Origin of the sequence: Pseudomonas sp. MPB26 (genome assembly GCF_046605355.1) — a bacterium.
Classification (GTDB): Bacteria; Pseudomonadota; Gammaproteobacteria; order Pseudomonadales; family Pseudomonadaceae; genus Aquipseudomonas; species Aquipseudomonas cedrina.
Window position 1 is genome coordinate 1 of sequence record NZ_CP176793.1, and the last position, 20889, is coordinate 20889.

A 20889-nucleotide genomic window follows, 5' to 3' on the forward strand; every position below is an offset into this window, starting at 1 on the left:
CTCCCACAGGGGATTGCGCTTAACTGACTGGCATTAGGGCTTGCCCCGCTCACTACGGAGGCTATGTCCGTTTCAACCAAGCCGCTGTCTTTTTCAGCCAAGCCTGTGTGGGCCGGCCCGGATTATCTTGAACTCCACAGTGCTCACAGGCCATTACGATAAGGAAAGCCTCACGATGGCAATCGTTCGCCCCACCCTCGAACAGCTACTGGACACCGCCAGTAGCCTGCACATGCAGCTCGACCGCGAGCAGGCCAGCGAATACCTGGCGTTGATGCAGCCGAGCTTCGACGCCTACGACCTGATCGACGCGTTGCCCGACTGCATCCCGCCAATACGCTACGAGCGCACGCCGGGCTATCGCCCTTCGGCGGCGCACAACCCGCTCAACGCCTGGTATGTGCGCACTGAAGTCAACGGTGCACCCACTGGCAAATTGGCGGGCAAGACAGTCGCACTCAAGGACAATATCGCACTGGCCGGCGTGCCCATGATGAATGGTGCCAAGCCGCTGGACGGCTTCGTGCCGTCGTTCGACGCCACTGTAGTCACGCGCTTGCTGGATGCGGGCGCGACCATCCTCGGCAAGGCCACGTGCGAGCACTACTGCCTGTCCGGCGGCAGTCACACCTCCGATCCCGCGCCGGTGCACAACCCCTACCGCCAGGGTTTTTCGTCGGGCGGCTCGTCTTCGGGCAGCGCGGCGTTGGTGGCCACGGGCGAGGTCGACCTGGCGGTCGGCGGCGATCAGGGCGGGTCGATCAGGATTCCTTCGGCCTTCTGCGGCACTTACGGGATGAAGCCGACCCACGGCCTGGTGCCTTACACCGGCATCATGGCCATCGAAGCGACTATCGACCACGCCGGTCCCATTACCGCAACGGTGCGCGACAACGCGTTGATGCTGGAGGTCATGGCGGGCACGGACGGGCTCGATCCGCGCCAGGCCGCGCCGCGGGTCGACACCTACAGCGACTACCTGGAGCGCGGTGTGCAGGGGCTGCGGATCGGCATCCTGCAGGAAGGCTTTGCACTGGCGAACCAGGATCCGCGCGTCGCCGCTTCGGTGCGCAATGCCATTGCCTGGTTTGCACACCTGGGCGCTCAGGTCGAGGAGGTGTCGGTGCCGGAACATACGATCGCCGGTTCGCTGTGGCTCCCCATCGGCTGTGAAGGCCTGACCATGCAAATGATGCACGGCAATGGCGCCGGTTTTAACTGGCAAGGGCTGTATGACGTCGCGTTGCTGGACAAGCAGGCGCAATGGCGCGAGCAGGCCGATGCGCTGTCCGCCTCGCTCAAGTTGTGCATGTTCGTGGGGCAATACGGCCTGGACCGCTACAACGGGCGGTTCTACGCCAAGGCGCAAAACCTTCGGCGCATGGCACGGGCCGGTTACGACGCGGCACTGGCGCACTACGACCTGCTGGTGATGCCGACCGTGCCGATCGTAGCCCAGCCCCATCCGCCAGCGGATTGCTCGATCACCGAATACGTGGCCAGCGCGCTGGAAATGATCGGCAATGCGTCGGCCCAGGACGTCACCGGCCATCCGGCCATGTCGATTCCCTGCGGCCTGGTGGACGGGTTGCCGGTCGGCCTCATGCTGGTGGGCAAGCATTACGCCGAAGGCACGATTTACCAGGCCGCCGCTGCCTTCGAGGCGTCTGTCGACTGGAAAACCCTGTAGCCGGTTCGCCCCACGTGAAGCGCAAACAGTAAAGCCATCAGGCGCTGCTTCGAAGCTCAATGATGAGGAATCCAAAATGAAGACCCATGAAAACAGCACGTCGACCCCAGGCGAGCGCGCGCAGGCATTATTCCAGGTGCTCAAGCAAAAGCAGCTGATTCCCGACGGTTACATCGAACAGCTGACACAGCTGATGGCGCACGACTGGAGCCCGGAGAACGGCGCCCGGGTGGTGGCCAAGGCTTGGGTGGACCCCCAATTTCGCGAGCTGCTGCTCAGGGATGGTACTGCCGCGTGTGCCCAATTCGGCTATACCGGCCCACAGGGCGAATACATCGTGGCCCTGGAAGACACGCCGACGCTGAAAAACGTGATTGTGTGCAGCCTGTGTTCCTGCACCAACTGGCCCGTCCTCGGCTTGCCGCCGGAGTGGTACAAGGGCTTCGAATTCCGTGCCCGCCTGGTCCGTGAAGGCCGCACCGTGCTGCGCGAATTGGGCACGGACCTCCCGGATGAAGTTACCGTCAAGGTGTGGGACACCAGCGCCGAAACACGCTACCTGGTACTGCCTGTAAGACCCGTGGGCAGCGAAGCCATGGATGAAGAGACGCTGCGAACATTGATCACCAAGGATGTGCTGATCGGCGTGGCGCTGCCCCACGTAGCGTAGCCAAGGCGCTTTGTCCCTTTCACTTTCCGGAGGTATGCACAATGGATGGCTTTCACGATCTCGGCGGTTTCCAAGGCTTTGGCAAAGTCCCCCACACCATCAACAGCCTGAGCTACACACCTGTGTTCAAGCAGGACTGGGAGCACCTCGCGTACAGCTTGATGTTCATCGGCGTCGATCACTTGAAAAAGTTCAGCGTGGACGAAGTCCGTCACGCCGTCGAACGCCTGGATGTGCGCCAGCACGTGGGCACGCAGTACTACGAGCGTTATGTCATTGCGACCGCCACGCTGCTGGTTGAAACAGGCGTAATCACCCAGGCCGAGCTCGATCAGGCCCTGGGCTCCCACTTCAAGCTGGCAAACCCCGCCCATGCCAAGGGACGCTCGGCGATCACTGGTCGGCCGCCGTTCGAAGTGGGCGAGCGCGTGGTGGTTCGAGACGAGTACGTGGCGGGGCATGTGCGAATGCCGGCTTATGTGCGTGGCAAGGAGGGCGTGGTCCTGCACCGCACCTCGACGACGTGGCCGTTCCCCGACGCGATTGGCCATGGCGATACCAGCGCGGCGCATCAGCCCACTTACCACGTCGAGTTTCGCGTGAAGGATCTTTGGGGGGACGCGGCGGATGAGGGTTTCGTGGTAGTCGATCTTTTCGAGGGCTATCTGGACAAGGCCCACCCTTCGCAAGCGGTGAATGCATGATGGCCGGCGCCCAGTCGGGCCGACTACCGGTGACGGTACTTTCGGGCTTCCTCGGCGCCGGAAAAACCACCCTGCTCAACCATATTCTGCGCAATCGCGAAGGCCTTAAAGTAGCGGTCATCGTCAATGACATGAGCGAAGTCAACATCGACGCCGAATCGGTGCAGCGCGACGTATCGCTGCAGCGTGGTCGAGATGAGCTGATCGAGATGAGCAATGGTTGCATCTGCTGCACGCTGCGCGCCGATTTGCTCGAGCAGATCAGCGCCCTGGCGCGCCAGCAGCGTTTCGACTACTTGCTCATCGAGTCCACCGGGATTTCCGAGCCGATGCCGGTCGCGGAAACGTTCGCCTTCCTCGACGCAGATGGCTTCAGCCTCAGCGAACTGGCACGGCTCGATACCTTGGTGACGGTGGTCGACGGCAGTCAGTTTCAGGCGCTGCTGGAGTCGAGCGCCAGCGTGGCTCGCGGCAGCACCGAGGACGCGTCTGCGCGCCCACTGGCAGACCTGCTGATCGAACAGGTGGAGTATGCCAACGTCATTCTCGTCAACAAACTGGACCTGATCGGTGAAGCGGGTTACCTGGCGTTGCGCGCGATCCTCGCCAGCCTGAACCCGGCCGCGCGGATCATGCCGATGACACACGGCCAGGTGGCGTCAGCCGCCCTCCTCGGCACCCACCTGTTCGATTTGCCCAGCCTGGCGGCGTCGCCGGGCTGGATGCAAAAAATGGAGGCCGGCGACGCAGCGGTTTCCGAGTCGGACACCTATGGCGTGACGTCCTGGGTGTACCGCGAGCGCGCGCCGTTTCATCCGCGGCGCTTGCTCGATTTTCTCCAGCGTCCCTGGTGCAACGGTCGCCTGTTGCGCAGTAAAGGTTATTTCTGGCTGGCCAGTCGGCACCTGGAGACCGGTTTGCTCGCGCAAAGCGGCCAGCAATTCCAGTGGGACTATGTGGGCCGCTGGTGGAACTTCATCGAGCCGTCGCAATGGCCACGGGATGAATATCGCTTGCAGAGCCTCATGGCCAAGTGGGATGGCATTGTCGGCGACTGTCGGCAGGAGTTGGTCTTCATCGGCCAGGGCCTCGATACCCATAGGTTGCAGCGCGAACTCGACAACTGCCTGCTGAGCGCCGAGGAAATCGCCGCCGGCCCGCTGGCCTGGCAAGCATTGCCGGGAGCGGCCGCCTTTGACGCCGCCGCTTTGTCCGCGCGCGCCTTGGCTGTTGATCCCATTTAAGGAGGTGTTCCATGCTCTTTTTCAACCGAACCACCCGCTGGGTATTGGCGCCCCTCGCCGACAGACTGGACCAGCCGGACCAGCCAGGCACCCCGTTGTTGTCGAACAACCCGTTGTTGCGCCGCATCCTGGCGAGCGTCGAGCGTGTGCTGCAGGAGCGGCGGGCCTTGGAGGAACAAACACGCACGCTGACGCTCGACGTCGCCGAGCTGAGCACATGCCTGGCCGCGCGTGACAGGCTGCTGCAGCAATGGGAAGCCCGCCTGGCGCTGATTACCCAAGGTGCGGATGCACTGTTCTGGGAGCTTGAGCTGGACGGGAATGCACTGGCGCCGACGTGTGCGCTGCGCTGGAGTGGATGCATATCGCCCGATACCCAATCGATTGATCAACTGGAGCGTTGGAACGAACAACTGCATCCCGCCGACCGGCAACGCCATCTGACGGCCGTGGAGCGGCACCTGGCCGATCGCAGCGGGCGTACACGCTTTGCGTTGGACGTGCGCATGGCAGTCGCGCCGGGAGGCGATTATCGCTGGTGCAGATTGCGCGGTGATTCGCGCCGCGATGCGCACGGTGTGGCTGTCGCTATGGGCGGAAGCCTGCAGGATATCCACGAACAGTACATCCGGCACGAGGAACTCGAACTGGCGGCTGCGCGCTTCGAAATTTCCCGCGAAATGCTGCATGACGGATTGTGGGATATCGAGGTGGTGGCCGGCGACCCGGCGAACCCGAACAATGTCATCTGGTGGTCGTCGCAGATGCGCAGGCTGTTAGGCTGCGCCACGGTCGAGGAGTTTCCCAACACCCTCGAAAGCTGGACCTCGCGCCTGCACCCCGAAGATAGCGCGCGGGCCGTCGCTGCATTTGTGGCGCACGTTGAGGACCGCAGCGGCAAAACCCCATTCGATGTGGACTATCGGCTCAAGCACCAAAATGGCACGTACCGCTGGTTTCGCGGGCGTGGCCAAACGCGCCGCGCAGCGGACGGCTCACCGCAACGGGTAGTGGGCGCCATCACCGACATCCACGCCCGGCATGAAGAAAGTGCGATGCGCGAGGCTCAGGAGCAGCAGCACCGGGTCATGCAGGAAACCCTGAGCAAGCTCACGCAAATTGTCGCCACGATCCAGGGCATCGCCAGCCAGACCAACCTGCTGGCGCTGAACGCCGCCATCGAGGCGGCACGCGCAGGTGAAGCCGGGCGTGGCTTTGCGGTGGTCGCCGATGAGGTGCGCAAGCTGGCGACCCGCACCAGCCAGGCGACCCAGCAAGCCGCCGACATGATCGACAGCTAGACCTTTGAAAGCGCCTGCCTGGCGCGTGTGTTTGCAGGACCGCTCCCAACAATAATAAGCAGGTATCGTTATGCGTGATTATGAATCAGCCGTTACATCCTTCGATTATCTGCCGCTCGCCGCCCGAGCTCTGCACGGTGAGCTGACCGCCATGAATGCCTGTATCGAATGCTGCGACCGGCATACCCAGGGCGCCGATGTCGCGCTGTATTGCGAAGCCCAGGATGGGCGCGCCGCACACTATACCTTCCGCGAGTTGCGGGCCTACGCGGCACGCTTCGGCAATTTCCTGCGCGAGCAAGGGGTCAAGCCCGGTGATCGCGTGGCCGGCCTGATGCCGCGCAAGGTTGAACTGTTGATCGCCATTTTAGGCACCTGGCGCATCGGTGCGGTCTACCAGCCGCTTTTTACCGCTTTCGGGCCCAAGGCGATCGAGCAGCGACTGGGCTGTTCCGGCGCGCGCTGGATCGTGACCGACGCACACAACCGCCCCAAACTCGACGACATTGCCAACCGCCCCCATATCATCGTGACCGGTGGCGTCTCAAGCTGCCCGAGTGATCACGACTTCTGGAGCGTGCTCGAGCGCCAGCCCGACGACTGCGCCCCCGTGCTGCTGCACGCCAGTGCGCCTTTCCTGCTGATGTGCACCTCGGGAACCACCGGGCCGGCCAAGCCGCTGGAGGTGCCGTTAAGCGCCCTTCTGGCCTTCAAGGGCTACATGCATGACGCGATTGACCTGCGTGTGGACGATCGGTTCTGGAACCTCGCCGACCCCGGCTGGGCCTATGGCTTGTATTACGCGGTGGCAGGGCCGCTCGCGTGCGGCCACGCGACACTGTTCTATGACGGGCCGTTCACGGTGGAAAGTACCCAGCGGGTCATTACCAAGTATGCAATCAACAACCTGGCCGGCTCACCGACTGCCTATCGCCTGCTGATCGCTGCGGGGGCCGTGTTCGCTGATGCCGTGCGTGGCCAACTGCGGGCGGTGAGCAGCGCCGGCGAGCCGCTCAACCCGCAAGTCATCCGCTGGTTTGCCGAACAACTCGGGGTGGTCATTCACGATCACTACGGCCAGACCGAAATCGGCATGGTGCTGTGCAATCACCACGGGCTACACCACCCGATACGCGAGGGCTCGGCCGGTTATGCAGTGCCCGGCTACCGTATTGTCGTGCTGGATGACGCTCAGCGGGAACTGCCGCCCGGCCAGCCGGGAATACTCGCGGTTGATCGCGAGCACTCGCCGCTGTGCTGGTTCGGGGGGTACCTGGGGATGCCCACCAAGGCCTTCGTCGGCCGTTATTACTTGAGCGGCGATATCGTCGAACTCAATGACGACGGGAGTGTCAGCTTCATTGGGCGTAACGACGACGTAATCACCACCTCCGGCTATCGCGTCGGGCCTTTCGATGTGGAAAGTGCGCTGATCGAACACCCGACAGTGGTCGAAGCGGCCGTAATCGGCAAGCCCGATCCGCAACGCACCGAACTGATCAAGGCCTTTGTCGTACTGAACAATCAGTACCAGCCCAGCGCGGAGCTGGCTGAAGTGCTGCGCCTGCATGTCCGCGAGCGTCTGGCCGCGCATGCTTACCCGCGGGAAATCGAGTTCGTCGAGCACTTGCCCAAGACCCCCAGCGGCAAGTTGCAACGGTTCATTTTGCGCAACCAGGAGATTGCAAAACAGCAGGCGCTCGACACATGAATGTGAGCACAGGCGGACTTTTCGGATGCTAAGCCGCATGGAGTTCCAGCGCAAAGCGCTGGAATTGTTCAAGGAGCGCAGCTTCAGCCAGATCAGCATGCGTGAACTGGCGGCGCATATCGGCATCAGCCCTGGTGCGATTTATCACCATGTGGAGAGCAAGGAGGCATTGCTGTTCGAGCTGCTGGTGGAGCTGTATCAGGCGTTGCTGTCCCAAGTTGAGCGGGTCAACAAGCGCAAACTGCCTCCCGCGCAACGCCTGACCACACTGATCGAATACCACCTGCGCTTGCATGAACACATGACCGGGCACTTCAAGCTGGCCGTCATGGACGCCAGTTGCCTGAGCCCGCCCATGGAGCAGCAGGTGCGGCGATTGAGGAAAGCCTACGAGTCAGAACTATTGAGCCTGGTCGGGCAACTGAGCCGTGAACCTGGCGGGCCCCTGCGTGAAGGTGCACTCAAGGCAATATTGCCCCTGCTGAACAACCTGCCCGCCTGGTTGAGCCCGATGATGGACAACGCTCAGCGCCGCGTCATTACCAAGACCATCGCCCATGCGGTGGTGCAGGCGATCAATACGCTGCCTTGAGCCAACTGAAGGAGCAACTGTAGTGAGCGGGCTTGCCCCGCGCCGGGTGGCGAAGCCGCCCCAATACAGAAACCGCAGAACTCCAGATAAAACCTGGTCGCCTGGCTCATTGAACCGTCCTGATCGCCCTGATCGCCAGGAACGTAGTAGGTCCCAGAGGACCGGACGGCGCCCGGTAGCAGCCTTGCGCCTGGAGATGATGAACGGCTGCGGCGGTCAGCTCCCAGGCCATGCCTTCGTCGTGAACCGCAAAGGCCTCATCGCTTCCAAAGATCTCACGCCCGGTAATGGCCTGGAGCTGTTTGAGTGGCAGCGCGGCCTCGCGCAAGGCCGGTTCGACGCTAGGGTTACTCCAGGCCCATTTCCAGGTATTGAACTTCGCCGAAAAACTACCGACGCTCAGTACTTCTGCCACGACGGCCAGCCTATCATTGTCATCGAAGAACTGGACCACCCCGGTGGCCTGTTCGAACCACCAGCGGGCCATTTCGCCCAGCCCATAAGTGCGGCCCAACTCCGTTTGCTTGAGTGACAGCTCATCCATCACCTGCGCCAAAAATGCTTCGAATTCATGGTCCGTCATGGACGTCTCCTTGGTGAGGCTCAACCGGTTGGTACAAGGCGGTTTGGGGCACAGCCGTTGCGAATCATGCTTGCTGTGCGGCGCCGGGTTTTTATCACGCACGCAATTATGAAGAACCTGACCCGTCAGAACCAGCGACCGGTCGGGGGTATCGAGCACACATGAACTCAACGAACGCGCACACGTTTGGCGCCGCGAGGTGCCTGTCGTGATGATCTTGCCCAGCGATCCAATTTGAGTGTTATGTTTCGAGCCTCACACGCAACGGGACGTGCCATGCAACCGCCAGCCACCAACGCAGCACTGCTGATCATTGACATGCAGCAAGGCATGAACCAGCCGAAACTGGGGCGTCGCAACAACCCGGATGCCGAGGTGCAAATAGAGCGCTTGCTCGGTGCATGGAGGCAATCCGGCCGCCCTGTCGTCCATATCCGGCATATATCCCGCGCCCCCGACTCGGTATTCTGGCCGGGCCAGCCCGGTTGTGAGTTTCAGCCCGCGCTGCAACCGCTGGCGCATGAGCATGTGGTGGAGAAGAATGTCCCGGATGCCTTTGCGGCGAGCGGGCTGGAGCGCTGGCTGCACGCGCGCTCCATCCGGCAATTGGTGATCGTCGGTGTGATCACCAACAACTCAGTCGAGGCAACGGCACGTTCCGCTGGCAACCTGGGGTTTGACGTGAGCGTAGTGGCGGACGCCTGCTACACGTTTGATCAAACCGATTTATCCGGGCGCCTGTGGCCGGCTGAGGACGTGCATGCTTTGTCGTTGAGCAACCTGGCGATGGACTATGCCGCAGTGGTCGAGACTGACCAAATCCTGGCTCATTCAGCTTGATTCCCGCCAGCCAACAGGCCTGTTGTGGCGAGCGGGCTTGTCCCGCGTTGGGCTGCGAAGCAGCCCCGGTAAGCCGAATGCGGTGTATCAGATACTCCCTTGCGGTTGGTTTTTGGGCTGCTACGCAGCCCAACGCGGGACAAGCCCGCTCGCCACAAGGGACATCGTTAGCCTCTGACATCGGCCGTGCAAGCCATCGCCTCTAACGCGGTTGCGCCACCATCTCGCGCCACGCCTGAACGCTAGGCCGTTCGTTCACCTTGGCAAGCCATGCCTGCAAAGCCTCGCATTCGGCCGGTACCGGCAGTTCCACCAGCGCGGCGAAGATCATGCCGCCCAGCACGGCGATGTCCGCCATGGAAAACTCATTGCCCGCGACGTAGGGCCGGGACTTGAGCACGGCGTCGAAGTAGCGCATGCCTCGCACCGCCTTGTCGCGCATGCGCAGGCCCCATTCGACGTTTTGATAGAGCTCGACCTCCGGGCCAAGCCCAGGCGTGCCATGATGGAAGTACACACTGACCGCGTCCATGAACTCGATCTCCGCGCGCTTGGTCATCATGTGGATCAGGCCTTGCTCGGTCGGTGTCCTGCCGGTCAATGTCGGGGCGCCGTCCAGTGCATCCAGGTACTGGGTAATCGCCGTGCACTCGGCGATGAGCGTGCCATCGTCCAGTTGCAACACCGGCAAGGTCCCGGAGTAGTTGAGGGCCAGGAACGCGGGTTGCTTGTGCTCGCCGTTCCAAAGGTTGACCGACACGAACTCTACCCTGGGCAGCAAGCCTTTCTCGGCCAATGCAATGCGCACACGCGCCGGATAGGGGCCGTTGTACCAGTCATAAATCTTCATCATCGGAGGTTGGGCAGCAGCGGAATGTTGCGATTGCGTCGTCATGATGTGTTCGCCTACCTGTCAAGTGGTAGGTAAAGATTGTGAGCTTTCATCGGCACTGTCAAGCACTACCTACCACTTGGCAGGTAAAAAGTTTTAAGCGTAGAATCCGTCCATCTCCCTACGCACCGAGGAATCCAAACGTGAGCGAAAACGCCCGGGAAGCCATCCTGGAAGCCGCCCGAATCGCCGCCCAGCATTACGGCTATAACGGCATCAACTTCCGCAGCATCGGTGAAACGGTGGGGATCAAGAACGCCAGCATCTACTACCATTTCCCGAGCAAGGCCGACCTCGGCGCAGCCGTTGCCAAGCGTTACTGGGAAGACACTGCCCGTGTCCTCGAGATCATGCGTAAGGAAAACCCCGACCCGCTGCAATGCCTGCGGGCCTACCCGGGCATCTTTCGCAAATCCCTCGAAGACGGCAACCGCCTGTGCCTGTCCAGCTTCATGGCGGCCGAGTACCTGGACCTGCCCGAAGGCGTGAAGAAAGAGATCCTGGCGTTTGCCGATACCAACGTGGCCTGGCTGGCGGCGGTGCTCGATGAAATAGCGCCAGGCGATGCGCAAAGCAGCGAGCGCCGCGCCCGGGCGATCTACACCGCCATCGCCGGCGCACAATTGATTGCACGCACACGCGCCGATCTGCGCGTGTTCGACGAACTGATCCAGAGCTATCGGGATGTGGGACTCATCCCTAATGCGGGTTAATCAGGCCTGCATCGCTTCTACAAACTGTGGGAGCTGTCGAGCCCCGGCGAGGCTGTGAAGGCGGCGGCACTGCCAACTTATTCAGCGCCTGACACTCCGCTTTCGCAGGCTCGCTAAAGCTCGCGAGCTCCCACAGGGGATCGGCAGTGTGGGTGAGATTTGCGTTCCAGCGGCTGGCGCAACTCCAGTAGATGGCGTATCACTCCATCCCAATCTCCACCACTCCACCGTTCAACCGCACCGGCCACACCCGCAGGTACTGATCCGGCGCCTCCAGGCATTGGCCGTCCTCAAGACGGTAATGCTGTTTGTAGATCGGCGCCGCCACCACCAGCTCGCCCTTGATGTTGCCGATCAAACCACGACCGATCACATTCGCCCCGGACTCGGGGTCGTGATTGTCGATGGCATACAGCGCCTTGTCCTGCGCACCCGGCAGGTAAAACAGCGCGACTTGTGCGCCATCCAACCACACCACCACGCCGGAATTGCTCACCAGGTCCTTCTCGCTGCACACGCTTTTCCAGGTGGCCAGGTTGCGTTGAGTGTTGAGCGTGCTCATCAGGCAGTCTCCTCGATCACGGGGATCAGGTTGAGTTCGGCGGCCATGATGGGCCGGCGCTGGCCACGCTCCTGGACGAAGTGGATGTCCGGGTCGGGGCGTTTGTCGTTGACGAAGGTGCGGAAGCGCTTGAGTTTTTCCGGGTCTGCGAGGGCGTTGGCCCATTCGCATTCGTAGCGGTCGACCACCAGCTGCATCTGCGCTTCGAGTTCAGCACCCAGGCCGAGGCTGTCGTGCAGGATCACGTCCTTGAGGAAATCCAGGCCACCTTCCAGGCTTTCACGCCACACCGATGTGCGTTGCAACTTGTCGGCGGTGCGGATGTAGAACATCAGGAAGCGATCGATGTAGCGGATCAGCGAGGCGTCGTCCAGGTCGGTGGCGAACAGCTCGGCATGGCGCGGGCGCATGCCGCCGTTGCCGGCGATGTAGAGGTTCCAGCCCTTCTCGGTGGCGATTACGCCCACGTCCTTGCTTTGGGCTTCGGCGCACTCCCGGGTGCAGCCCGATACCGCAAACTTGAGCTTGTGCGGCGAGCGCAGGCCCTTGTAGCGATCCTCGATCAGCAGCGCCATTTTCACGCTGTCCTGTACGCCGTAGCGGCACCAGGTGCTGCCCACGCAGGACTTCACCGTGCGCGTGGATTTGCCATAGGCGTGCCCGGTCTCGAAACCCGCCGCGATCAGCTCGCCCCAAATGTCCGGCAGTTCGTGCAGTTGCGCACCAAACAAGTCGATGCGCTGACCACCGGTGATCTTGGTATAGAGGTCGTATTTTTTCGCCACTTCGCCGATCACGATGAGTTTTTCCGCAGTGATCTCGCCGCCTGGAATACGCGGCACCACCGAGTAAGTGCCGTTCTTCTGCATGTTGGCCATGAACGTATCGTTGGTGTCCTGCAGCGGCACCAGGGACGCGTCCATGATCGGCTGGTTCCAGCACGACGCGAGGATCGAGCCGACCGCCGGCTTGCACACATCGCAACCGGTGTGCCCATGGCCGTGCTTGGCCAGCAGTTCGTCGAAGGTGATGATGCCTTCCACGCGCACCAGGGCATACAGCTCCTGGCGCGTATAGGCGAAGTGTTCGCACAGGCTTTTGTCGACGCTGACGCCACGGGCGATCAGCTCATGCTCGAACACCTGCTTGAGCAGGCCGGCGCAGCCACCACAGCCGGTGCAGGCCTTGGTCTGGGCCTTGAGCGCGCCGAGGTCGCTGCAGCCGCCGTCGATCGCCGCGCAAATCGAGCCTTTGGTCACGTTGTGGCAGGAGCACACGGTGGCCGACTCCGGCAAGGCGCCGGGGCCGAGGGTCGGTGCGCCGCTGGACGAGGGCAGGATCAGGCTGGCCGGCTCGGGCGGCAGTGCAATGCTGTTCTGCATGTACTGCAGCAGGGTGTCGTAGTAGCTGTTGTCACCCACCAGTACTGCACCGATCACATGCTTGCCTGATGCATCGACCACCAGGCGCCGGTAGCTGGCGCTGGCTTCGTCGATAAACTGGTAGCTGCGCGCGCCCGGTGTGTGGCCATGGGCGTCGCCGATGGAGCCTACGTCAACGCCGAGCAACTTAAGCTTGGTGGACATGTCGGCGCCGACAAAAGGCTCGGCGCTTTGCTCGCAGAGCAGCGCGGCAACCCCGCGGGCCATCTGGTAGCCCGGCGCGACCAGGCCGAACAGGCTGCCGTTCCAGGACGCGCACTCGCCAATCGCATAGATATTCGGGTCGATGCTCAGGCATTCGTCATTGATCACCACGCCGCCGCGCGGGCCGATCTCCAGGCCGGCCTGACGCGCCAGCGCATCCTGGGCGCGGATACCGGCGGAGAACACGACCAGGTCGGTTTCAAGAAATTCCTCATTGGCAAAGTTCATGCGGAAGCGGTACTGCTCACCCGCGCTGATCGACTGGGTCGCCCGCGACAAATGCACCCCCACGCCCAGCCGCTCGATCTGTGCCTTGAGCGCCAGGCCGCCGAAGTCGTCCAGTTGCACCGGCATCAAGCGCGGCGCGAATTCCACTACATGCGCTTCAAGGCCCAGGCTCTTCAGCGCGTTGGCGGCTTCCAAACCCAGCAGGCCACCGCCCACCACCACACCGCGCCGGGCGTTGGCAGCCGCCTTGCGAATCGCGTCCAGGTCTTCAAGCGTGCGATACACCAACCGCGAATCGCCCTCGGCGCCTTCAATGGGCGGCACAAAGGGATAGGAACCAGTGGCCAGCACCAGCTTGTCATAGGCTACGCAGCCCTCGGCGGTGATCACCTCGCAGCGGGCGCGGTCGATCTCCAGCACCGGCACGCCCAAGTGCAAGGTCACCCCTGGGGTCTGGTACAACGAGGCTTCGGACAGTGCCAGCGACTCGGCATCGCGGCCGGTGAAATACTCGGACAGATGCACCCGGTCATAGGCGCGCATCGGCTCCTCGCTGAACACGTGCAAGCGGTAGTGATCCAGCGCACCGCGTTCGATCAGTTGCGCCACACAGTGGTGGCCGACCATGCCATTGCCGACGACGATCAGGGTTTTGAGACTGTTCATATAAAGCACCCGACAAAGCTCATCACGGTTTAAAAAAAGCAAAAAAAAGCGCCTGAAACCTTTCGGTTCCAGGCGCCTTTGCCTGTTCTTATGCAGGTTGGGACCGGGCGACTGCGCCGGATCCACCGCTATTGCCCAAGGTGTCGATCGTCGTTGACCGAAGTGGGTTGAGGGGGAGCTTGCAGGGTCTGTGCCAAACACTTGCACTGCCCATTGCAACGGCCTCTGGCGCCAATCGCAGGAGCCAGACATTTCCTCCTGCGCCTCCCGTTGGTGCACCACGCTTCATAAATGTGCATGTAGTGAGCGGGCTTGCCCCGCGCTGGGGGGCGAAGCCGCCCCAATCGGACCGCTGCGGTGTGTCATTTGAAACTGGGGTGACTGGTTTGGGGCCGCTGCGCAGCCCAGCGCGGGACAAGCCCGCTCACTACAGGGCCGAACCTGGCGCGTGATTTGCTAGGAAGATTCAAATCAAGCAGTCAACGCTGACTGCCTCTCACGACAAAGGCGCCGTGTAATCCCCGTGTTCAACGGAGGGTTGCAAGGCGCCTTTTTTGTTTACACAGGTGATTGATGGCAAACCAGAGCGTACGCAGCGTGTGTCCCTATTGTGGCGTGGGCTGCGGCATCGTCATGCAGGTCGAACACAATAAAGTGGTGAAGGTGACCGGCGACAAGGACCACCCCACCAACTTCGGCCGCCTGTGCACCAAGGGCACCACCTGCGGGCAAGCCATCGCCGAGTCCGGTCGCATGGAGCACGCCTATGTGCGCCAGGCCCGGGACCATGACCCGGTGCGCATCGCCATGGACAAGGCCATCAGCGAAACCGCCGGCCGCTTGCGCCACGTCCTCGATACGCACGGGCCGGACGCGTTGGCCTTCTATGTGTCGGGCCAGATGTCGCTGGAATCCCAGTACCTGATCAACAAGCTGGCCAAGGGCTTCGTGCGCACCGCCAACATCGAGTCCAACTCACGCCTGTGCATGGCCAGCGCCGGCAGCGGCTACAAACTGTCCCTGGGCTCCGACGGCCCGCCGGGGTCCTATGAGGATTTCGATCGCGCCGACCTGTTCTTCGTGATCGGCGCCAACATGGCCGACTGTCACCCGATCCTGTTCCTGCGCATGATGGACCGGGTCAAGGCCGGCGCCAGGCTGATCGTGGTAGACCCCCGGCGCAGCGCCACGGCAGACAAGGCCAACCTGTTCCTGCCGATAAAACCGGGCACCGACCTGGCCTTGCTCAACGGCCTGCTGCACCTGCTGGTGAAAAACGGCCATACCGACCCGGCCTTTATCGCCGCTTTCACCGAAGGCTGGGAGGTCATGCCCGCGTTCCTGGAGGACTACACGCCCCAGCGGGTCGCCGCCATCACCGGCCTGGCCGAGGCCGATATCCGCCAGGCCGCCGACTGGATCGGCCAGGCCGCCGAGTGGATGAGTTGCTGGACCATGGGCCTCAACCAGAGCACCCACGGCACCTGGAACACCAATGCCCTATGCAACCTGCACCTGGCCACCGGCGCCATTTGCCGGCCGGGCAGCGGGCCGTTTTCCCTCACGGGCCAACCCAACGCCATGGGCGGTCGCGAAATGGGTTATATGGGCCCGGGCCTGCCGGGGCAACGCTCGGTGTTGGTCGAGGCGGACCGTGCCTTTATCGAGGACCTGTGGCAGATCCCCCACGACAGCCTGCCGCGCAAGGCCGGCGACGGTACCGTGGCGATGTTCGAGCAGATGGCTGCCGGGCAGATCAAGGCCTGCTGGATCATCTGCACCAACCCGGTGGCCAGCGTGCCCAACCGGCAGACCGTTATCAAAGGCCTGCAAGCCGCCGAACTGGTGATCGCCCAGGATGCCTTCCTCGACACCGAGACCAACCGCTACGCCGACATTCTGCTGCCCGGCGCGCTATGGGCCGAGGCCGAAGGGGTGATGATCAACTCCGAGCGCAACCTGACCCTGATGCAAAAGGCCGTCGACGCCCCCGGCGAGACCTTGCCCGACTGGCAGATAATCGCCAGGGTCGCGTGTGAGATGGGCTTTGCCGAGGCCTTCACCTACACCTGCGCAGCCGAGGTGTTTGAAGAAATCAAACGCGCCTGGAACCCCACGACCGGCTACGACATCCGCGGCGCAAGCTACCCGCGCCTGCGCGAAAAGCCGCTGCAATGGCCCTGCGCGTCCGCCGACGCAGCGGACCGTAACCCGATCCGCTACATAAAGGACGGCGCCCTCAGCTTCGCCACCGAAAACGGCAAAGGCCGGTTCTTCGCCCGCCCACATATGCCGCCGACGGAGATGCCCGATGACGCATTCCCCTTCGTGCTCAACACCGGGCGCGTGCAGCACCAATGGCATACGATGACCAAGACCGGCAAGGTCGCCACGCTGAATAAACTCAACCCCGGCCCGTTCGTGGAACTGCACCCCGAAGACGCCACGCGCCTGGGCATCAAGGACAAGGACGCCGTGGAAGTGCGCTCCCAGCGTGGCCGCGCCGTGCTGCCTGCCGTGGTCACCAACCGGGTGCGGCCCGGCAATTGTTTTGCACCTTTCCATTGGAATGATGTGTTCGGCGAACACCTGGCGATCAACGCCGTGACCCATGATGCCGTCGACCCGATTTCGTTGCAGCCCGGGTTCAAGTTCTGCGCTGTTTCCCTGGCGCGGGTTGAACTGATCGAACACCAGCTTCTAGACCGTCAAGCCCCCCTACCAGAGGAACTCGCCATGTCGCGCCTTGACGCTTTCGCCGACATCGCCGGCCTGCGCAATGTGCCGCCGCCTCAGTTGAGCGACGGCGAACGCACCTACCTCGCCGGTTTTCTCAGTGGCTTGCAGTCCAGTGCCGCGCGTCAGGACGACGGCGTGCCGACGCTGCCGGCGAATGCGCCCCTGGCCCGGGAGTCGCGCTTGTGGCTGGACGGCTTGCTCGGCGGCTTGTTCAGCCGTGCGCACACTATTGCAACGCCCTCCCCAGCCGTTACCCTGCTGTGGGCGTCGCAGACCGGTAATGCCGAGGCCTTGGCCGAGCGGTTTGCCAAGCGTCTGCGCGAGGCCGGCATCAGCGTGGAGCTGAGTGCGATGTCGGAGTTTCCCGCAAGCAAACTGGCGAGCACTCACACCCTGGCGCTGATCAGCAGCACCTTTGGCGACGGCGACCCGCCGGACAATGGCGAGGGGTTCTGGCACAGCCTCAGCACCGCCGAGACACGCCTGGAGTCGCTGCGCTTTGCGGTGCTGGCCTTGGGCGATCCGAATTACGACCAGTTCTGCAACCACGGCAAGCGGCTCGACCAGCGCCTGCTGGAACTGGGCGCCACCCGCCTGCTGGAGCGCGTCGACTGCGACACCGAATTCGAAGCCCCCGCCGACGCCTGGCTGGTGCGGTTCCAGCAGAGCCTCAACCCGGCAAAGTCCATGGCGCCCGCCATGCCTGCCGGTAAAACCAAGCTGTACGGGTCGCGCCTGCTGCTCAACCGTCACCTGAACCCGCAAAGCCCGCACAAGGAAACCCGCCAGTTCGCCCTGGACCTGGCCGACTCCGGGCTGAGCTATGAAGCCGGTGATGCCCTGGGGATCAGGCCACGCAACTGCCCCGAGCTGGTCAGCGAATTGCTCGAACTGACGCGCCTGGATGCCAGTACCTGCGTGAACATCGATACCTTCGGCGACGTACCGCTGCAGCAGGCGCTCACCCAACACTTCGAAATCGCCCGCCCCAGCAGCGACACCTTGACCTTCATCGCCGAGCGCAGCGCCGATCCAGGCCTCAAGCATTTGCTCAACCCCGAGCACAAGGCCGAACTGAATGAGTGGTTATGGGGCCGGCAATTGGCGGATGTATTGCAGCAATACCCCATCGAGTGCTCGGCGGACGAACTGCTGGGCACCCTTAGGCGCCTGCAACCGCGCTTGTATTCCATCGCATCGAGCGCCAAGGCCTTCCCGCGGGAAGTGCACCTCACCGTGGCCGCCGTGCGTTACGGCAAGCGCAAAGGCGTGTCCTCGACCTTCCTCGCCGACCGGGTCGGCGACGGCGAAGTGCCGCTGTTCGTGCAGCCTTCCAAGCACTTCCGCGCACCAAGCGACGGCGATGTGCCGATGATCATGATCGGCCCCGGCACGGGCATCGCCCCCTTCCGTGCGTTTTTGCAGGAGCGTCGCGCCCTGGGGCATCAGGGCCGCAACTGGCTGTTTTTTGGCGAACAACACGCGGCCAGTGACTTCTACTACAAGGACGAGTTGCAAGGCATGCAACAGGATGGCCTGCTCACCCACTTGAGCCTGGCGTTCTCCCGCGACCAGGCGCAGAAGGTCTACGTGCAGGACCGCATCCGCGAACAGGGTGCGCAACTTTGGGGTTGGTTACAGGATGGCGCCAAGCTGTATATCTGCGGCGATGCGAGCCATATGGCCAAAGACGTCGACCAGGCCCTGCGGCACGTCGCGCAAACCCACGGCGGGCTTGGCGCTGAAGGCGCCGTGGAATACTGGCGCCAGTTGAGCGGGCAGAAACGTTATCTGCGTGATGTGTACTGATTGGATACAGAACAATCGCAATTTGTATTGTGTACAAAAAACCCTAAAGGTTTCTCGAAGCCGCGCCGAAACAGAGTGATAGCAAATCGCCGTAGCGCCTACGAGTGAGCACGACGATTTGGCCGCCCTTCACGCTGATGGTCGTCTCGATGAAAATAAAAAATAAGCTGGTGCTGGCATTTGTTTCGGTCGCTTTTATCCCGGTGAGCCTTGTGGCCGTGATCTCGGTTATGAACACACGCACCCAGGCGGTGGATCAGTTTATCGATGGCAGCACCCGGGAAATCCGCCAGATCGACGGCAACATCCGCCAGTTCTTCGATGGCACGCTGCAAAACGTCGATCAAATGGCCACCGATCCTGTATACACATCGCTGAACACACTCAAGAACTATCAGCCCGCCGATGCGGCCAGCCAGCCGATGCCTGCCGAAGCCCAAGGGGTGATCGAGCGTTTCGCGCGCTTTGGCGCCACCCATCCGGCGGCGGCCATCCTGTCGATCGGGCTGGAAGACGGCACCTACGCCAAGTGGCCGGACGACCCGCAGCTGGCCAAGTACGACCCGCGCACCCGGCCCTGGTACAAGGCAGCAATGGCCAGCCCCGGCAAGACCGTGCGCACGCCCGCTTATTACTACGACAAAGATGACGTGGCGTTGGTCGGCACCGCCCGAGCGCTGTTGGAAAACGGCAAGGCCAAGGGCGTGTTCGTGGTCAGCGTCTCGCTGAAAAACCTCACCGAACTGGTCAAGAGCATCAAGCTGGGAGAAAGCGGCTACGTGATGCTGATCGAAGACGGCGTGGTGCTGGTTGACCCGCGTGACGCAGCCCACGGTTTCAAGCCGCTCAAGGACTTGGGCGCGCCGTATGCGCACCTGGCCGACACACCCCAGGGCTCCACCGAAGTGGTGATCGATGGCGTACGCTACATGGCCAACATATGGACCTCGCCCGGCCTGGGCTGGCGCTACATCGGGCTGATCGAACAGCGCGAAGTCATGGCCGAAGCCACACGCATGACCTACCTCACCGCCATTATCGTGGGCGTCTTGGTGCTGATTTTCGGGCTGATCGCGGCGGCGTTTTCCAACGTCATCGTCAAGCCCATCGGCCAGGTCAGCACCGGCTTGCAGTCTATCGCCGAGGGTGAAGGTGACCTGCGCCACGAACTGCAGGTGCAAGGCAAGGATGAAACCGCCGAACTGGCCGGCTGGTTCAACAAGTTCCTGGCGGCGATTCGTCAACTGATCCAGCATATCGGCGCGGCGTCGGCCAATTTGCACAACGCTTCGAAGGTCAACAGCGAAGTGGCGCACAACATGAACGAAGCCGCGGGCCGGCAACGCGAAGCGGTGGAGCTGGTGTCCACGGCGTTCAACGAAATGGTCGCTACCGCCAACGAAGTGGCACGTTCCTGCAGCGGCGCGGCAGAATCCGCCGAAAACGGGCACCGCCGCGTGGCCGAGGGCAAGCAGCAGATCGAAGTCACCACCGACAACGTCAACCGCCTGGGGCGCCGCCTGACCGAGTCGTCCGAGGCCATGGCCGAACTGGAGGCTGGCAGTCGCAGCATCAACCAGATCATCGGCACCATCCGCGCGATTGCCGAACAGACCAACCTCCTGGCGCTCAACGCCGCCATCGAGGCCGCCCGTGCCGGTGACCAGGGCCGTGGGTTTGCCGTCGTGGCCGACGAAGTCCGTGCGTTGGCCAAGCGCACTTCGGACTCCACCGGCGAAATCGAGCAACTGCTCGGCACCCTTGGCAGCAAGACCGAGGAAGTCACGCAAAAAATGGGCAGTTGCCTGGACTTGTCGCGGGCCAGCGTCGCCTCCATCGAGAGCGCGCGCGACAGCTTTGAAGGCATACAGACGTCGGTCAACGAGATCCGCGATCAAAACCTGCAGATCTCCGCCGCCGCCGAGGAACAACACAGCGTGGCCGAAGAGATCAACCGCCATATCCAGCAGATCTACGACGAAGCGCGGCTGGTGGAAAGCCTGGCCAATTCGGCGCAGGACGACTCGGGGCGATTGTCGGACCTGTCGGATGAATTGAATGGGCTGGTGGGACGGTTCAAGTCGTAGCCGTGGTTTTTCGATGGCCTGACACACCGCTATCGTTGCCTCGCTAAGGCGGCGGCATTGCTGGCATTTTCGCCGCCTGACACTCCGCTTTCGCAGCCTCGCTAAAGCTCGACAGCTCCCACAGGGGATCGGCTTTTGTCGGTTGGATTTGCGGTGTGGCGACTGGCGCCCTTTTCAGCAGCACCGCCGCTCAACTGTGGGAGCTGTCGAGC

Annotated in this window: 15 protein-coding genes and 1 pseudogene; 12 read left to right on the top strand and 4 right to left on the bottom strand. The window is 62.5% G+C overall.

The genetic code is table 11. The features are described from left to right. Positions 1 to 175 precede the first annotated feature (175 nt). The 7 genes from ACLH0H_RS00005 to ACLH0H_RS00035 all read left to right on the top strand — a co-directional run bounded on the left by ACLH0H_RS00005 (position 176) and on the right by ACLH0H_RS00035 (position 7912). Positions 176 to 1690 carry an amidase gene (locus ACLH0H_RS00005; protein WP_411380462.1) on the top strand — a complete coding sequence of 505 codons (1515 nt, stop codon included), beginning with the start codon at positions 176 to 178 and terminating at the stop codon, positions 1688 to 1690. Positions 1691 to 1766: 76 nt separating this feature from the next. Continuing rightward, positions 1767 to 2360: a nitrile hydratase subunit alpha gene (gene nthA, locus ACLH0H_RS00010; protein ID WP_411380463.1), complete on the top strand. Its 594-nt coding sequence runs from the start codon at positions 1767 to 1769 to the stop codon at positions 2358 to 2360. Positions 2361 to 2401: 41 nt separating this feature from the next. After that, on the top strand, positions 2402 to 3064 hold the full coding sequence (nthB, locus tag ACLH0H_RS00015) for a nitrile hydratase subunit beta (protein ID WP_411380464.1): 663 nt from the start codon (positions 2402 to 2404) through the stop codon (positions 3062 to 3064). After that, a complete protein-coding gene (locus ACLH0H_RS00020; protein ID WP_411380465.1) occupies positions 3061 to 4308 on the top strand; it encodes a GTP-binding protein in 1248 nt (415 codons plus the stop codon). Before nthB ends, ACLH0H_RS00020 begins: the two co-directional genes overlap by 4 nt. An 11-nt stretch (positions 4309 to 4319) precedes the next feature. Then, positions 4320 to 5609 carry a methyl-accepting chemotaxis protein gene (locus tag ACLH0H_RS00025; RefSeq protein WP_411380466.1) on the top strand — a complete coding sequence of 430 codons (1290 nt, stop codon included), beginning with the start codon at positions 4320 to 4322 and terminating at the stop codon, positions 5607 to 5609. A gap of 70 nt (positions 5610 to 5679) precedes the next feature. After that, entirely contained in the window at positions 5680 to 7320 is a 1641-nt protein-coding gene (locus ACLH0H_RS00030; RefSeq protein ID WP_411380467.1) for an AMP-binding protein, read from the top strand. 25 nt (positions 7321 to 7345) lie between these two features. Further along, a complete protein-coding gene (locus ACLH0H_RS00035) occupies positions 7346 to 7912 on the top strand; it encodes a TetR/AcrR family transcriptional regulator (RefSeq protein WP_411380468.1) in 567 nt (188 codons plus the stop codon). A gap of 106 nt (positions 7913 to 8018) precedes the next feature. Here ACLH0H_RS00035 and ACLH0H_RS00040 read toward each other — a convergent pair whose 3' ends face one another. Next, positions 8019 to 8495, bottom strand: a complete 477-nt coding sequence (locus ACLH0H_RS00040; RefSeq protein ID WP_411380469.1) for a DUF6882 domain-containing protein — start codon at positions 8493 to 8495, stop codon at positions 8019 to 8021. Positions 8496 to 8771: 276 nt separating this feature from the next. Here ACLH0H_RS00040 and ACLH0H_RS00045 point away from each other — a divergent pair, with 276 nt between their 5' ends. After that, positions 8772 to 9335 carry a cysteine hydrolase family protein gene (locus tag ACLH0H_RS00045; protein WP_411380470.1) on the top strand — a complete coding sequence of 188 codons (564 nt, stop codon included), beginning with the start codon at positions 8772 to 8774 and terminating at the stop codon, positions 9333 to 9335. Between the two features lie 202 nt (positions 9336 to 9537). On the opposite strand, the gene ACLH0H_RS00050 is transcribed toward ACLH0H_RS00045, so the two are convergent. Continuing rightward, a complete protein-coding gene (locus tag ACLH0H_RS00050) occupies positions 9538 to 10230 on the bottom strand; it encodes a glutathione S-transferase (RefSeq protein WP_411380471.1) in 693 nt (230 codons plus the stop codon). 140 nt (positions 10231 to 10370) lie between these two features. Here ACLH0H_RS00050 and ACLH0H_RS00055 point away from each other — a divergent pair, with 140 nt between their 5' ends. Next, positions 10371 to 10940, top strand: coding sequence for a TetR/AcrR family transcriptional regulator (locus tag ACLH0H_RS00055; protein ID WP_411380472.1), 570 nt, complete (start codon positions 10371 to 10373; stop codon positions 10938 to 10940). 199 nt (positions 10941 to 11139) lie between these two features. Here ACLH0H_RS00055 and nirD read toward each other — a convergent pair whose 3' ends face one another. Together nirD and nirB are read right to left on the bottom strand one after the other, a co-directional pair. Beyond that, positions 11140 to 11502: a nitrite reductase small subunit NirD gene (gene nirD / locus ACLH0H_RS00060; RefSeq protein ID WP_411380473.1), complete on the bottom strand. Its 363-nt coding sequence runs from the start codon at positions 11500 to 11502 to the stop codon at positions 11140 to 11142. Beyond that, positions 11502 to 14042, bottom strand: a complete 2541-nt coding sequence (nirB, locus tag ACLH0H_RS00065) for a nitrite reductase large subunit NirB (protein ID WP_411380474.1) — start codon at positions 14040 to 14042, stop codon at positions 11502 to 11504. The genes nirD and nirB overlap by 1 nt, the downstream gene beginning before the upstream one ends. Before the next feature lie 573 nt (positions 14043 to 14615). Here nirB and ACLH0H_RS00070 point away from each other — a divergent pair. From ACLH0H_RS00070 to ACLH0H_RS00080, 3 genes and pseudogenes are all read left to right on the top strand, one after another. Next, positions 14616 to 18590: a molybdopterin-dependent oxidoreductase gene (locus ACLH0H_RS00070; protein WP_411380475.1), complete on the top strand. Its 3975-nt coding sequence runs from the start codon at positions 14616 to 14618 to the stop codon at positions 18588 to 18590. 230 nt (positions 18591 to 18820) lie between these two features. Then, positions 18821 to 19822: pseudogene (locus ACLH0H_RS00075) on the top strand (cache domain-containing protein); the annotation flags it as partial. An 87-nt stretch (positions 19823 to 19909) separates the two neighbouring features. Beyond that, a complete protein-coding gene (locus ACLH0H_RS00080) occupies positions 19910 to 20677 on the top strand; it encodes a methyl-accepting chemotaxis protein (protein WP_411382473.1) in 768 nt (255 codons plus the stop codon). Positions 20678 to 20889: the final 212 nt, after the last annotated feature.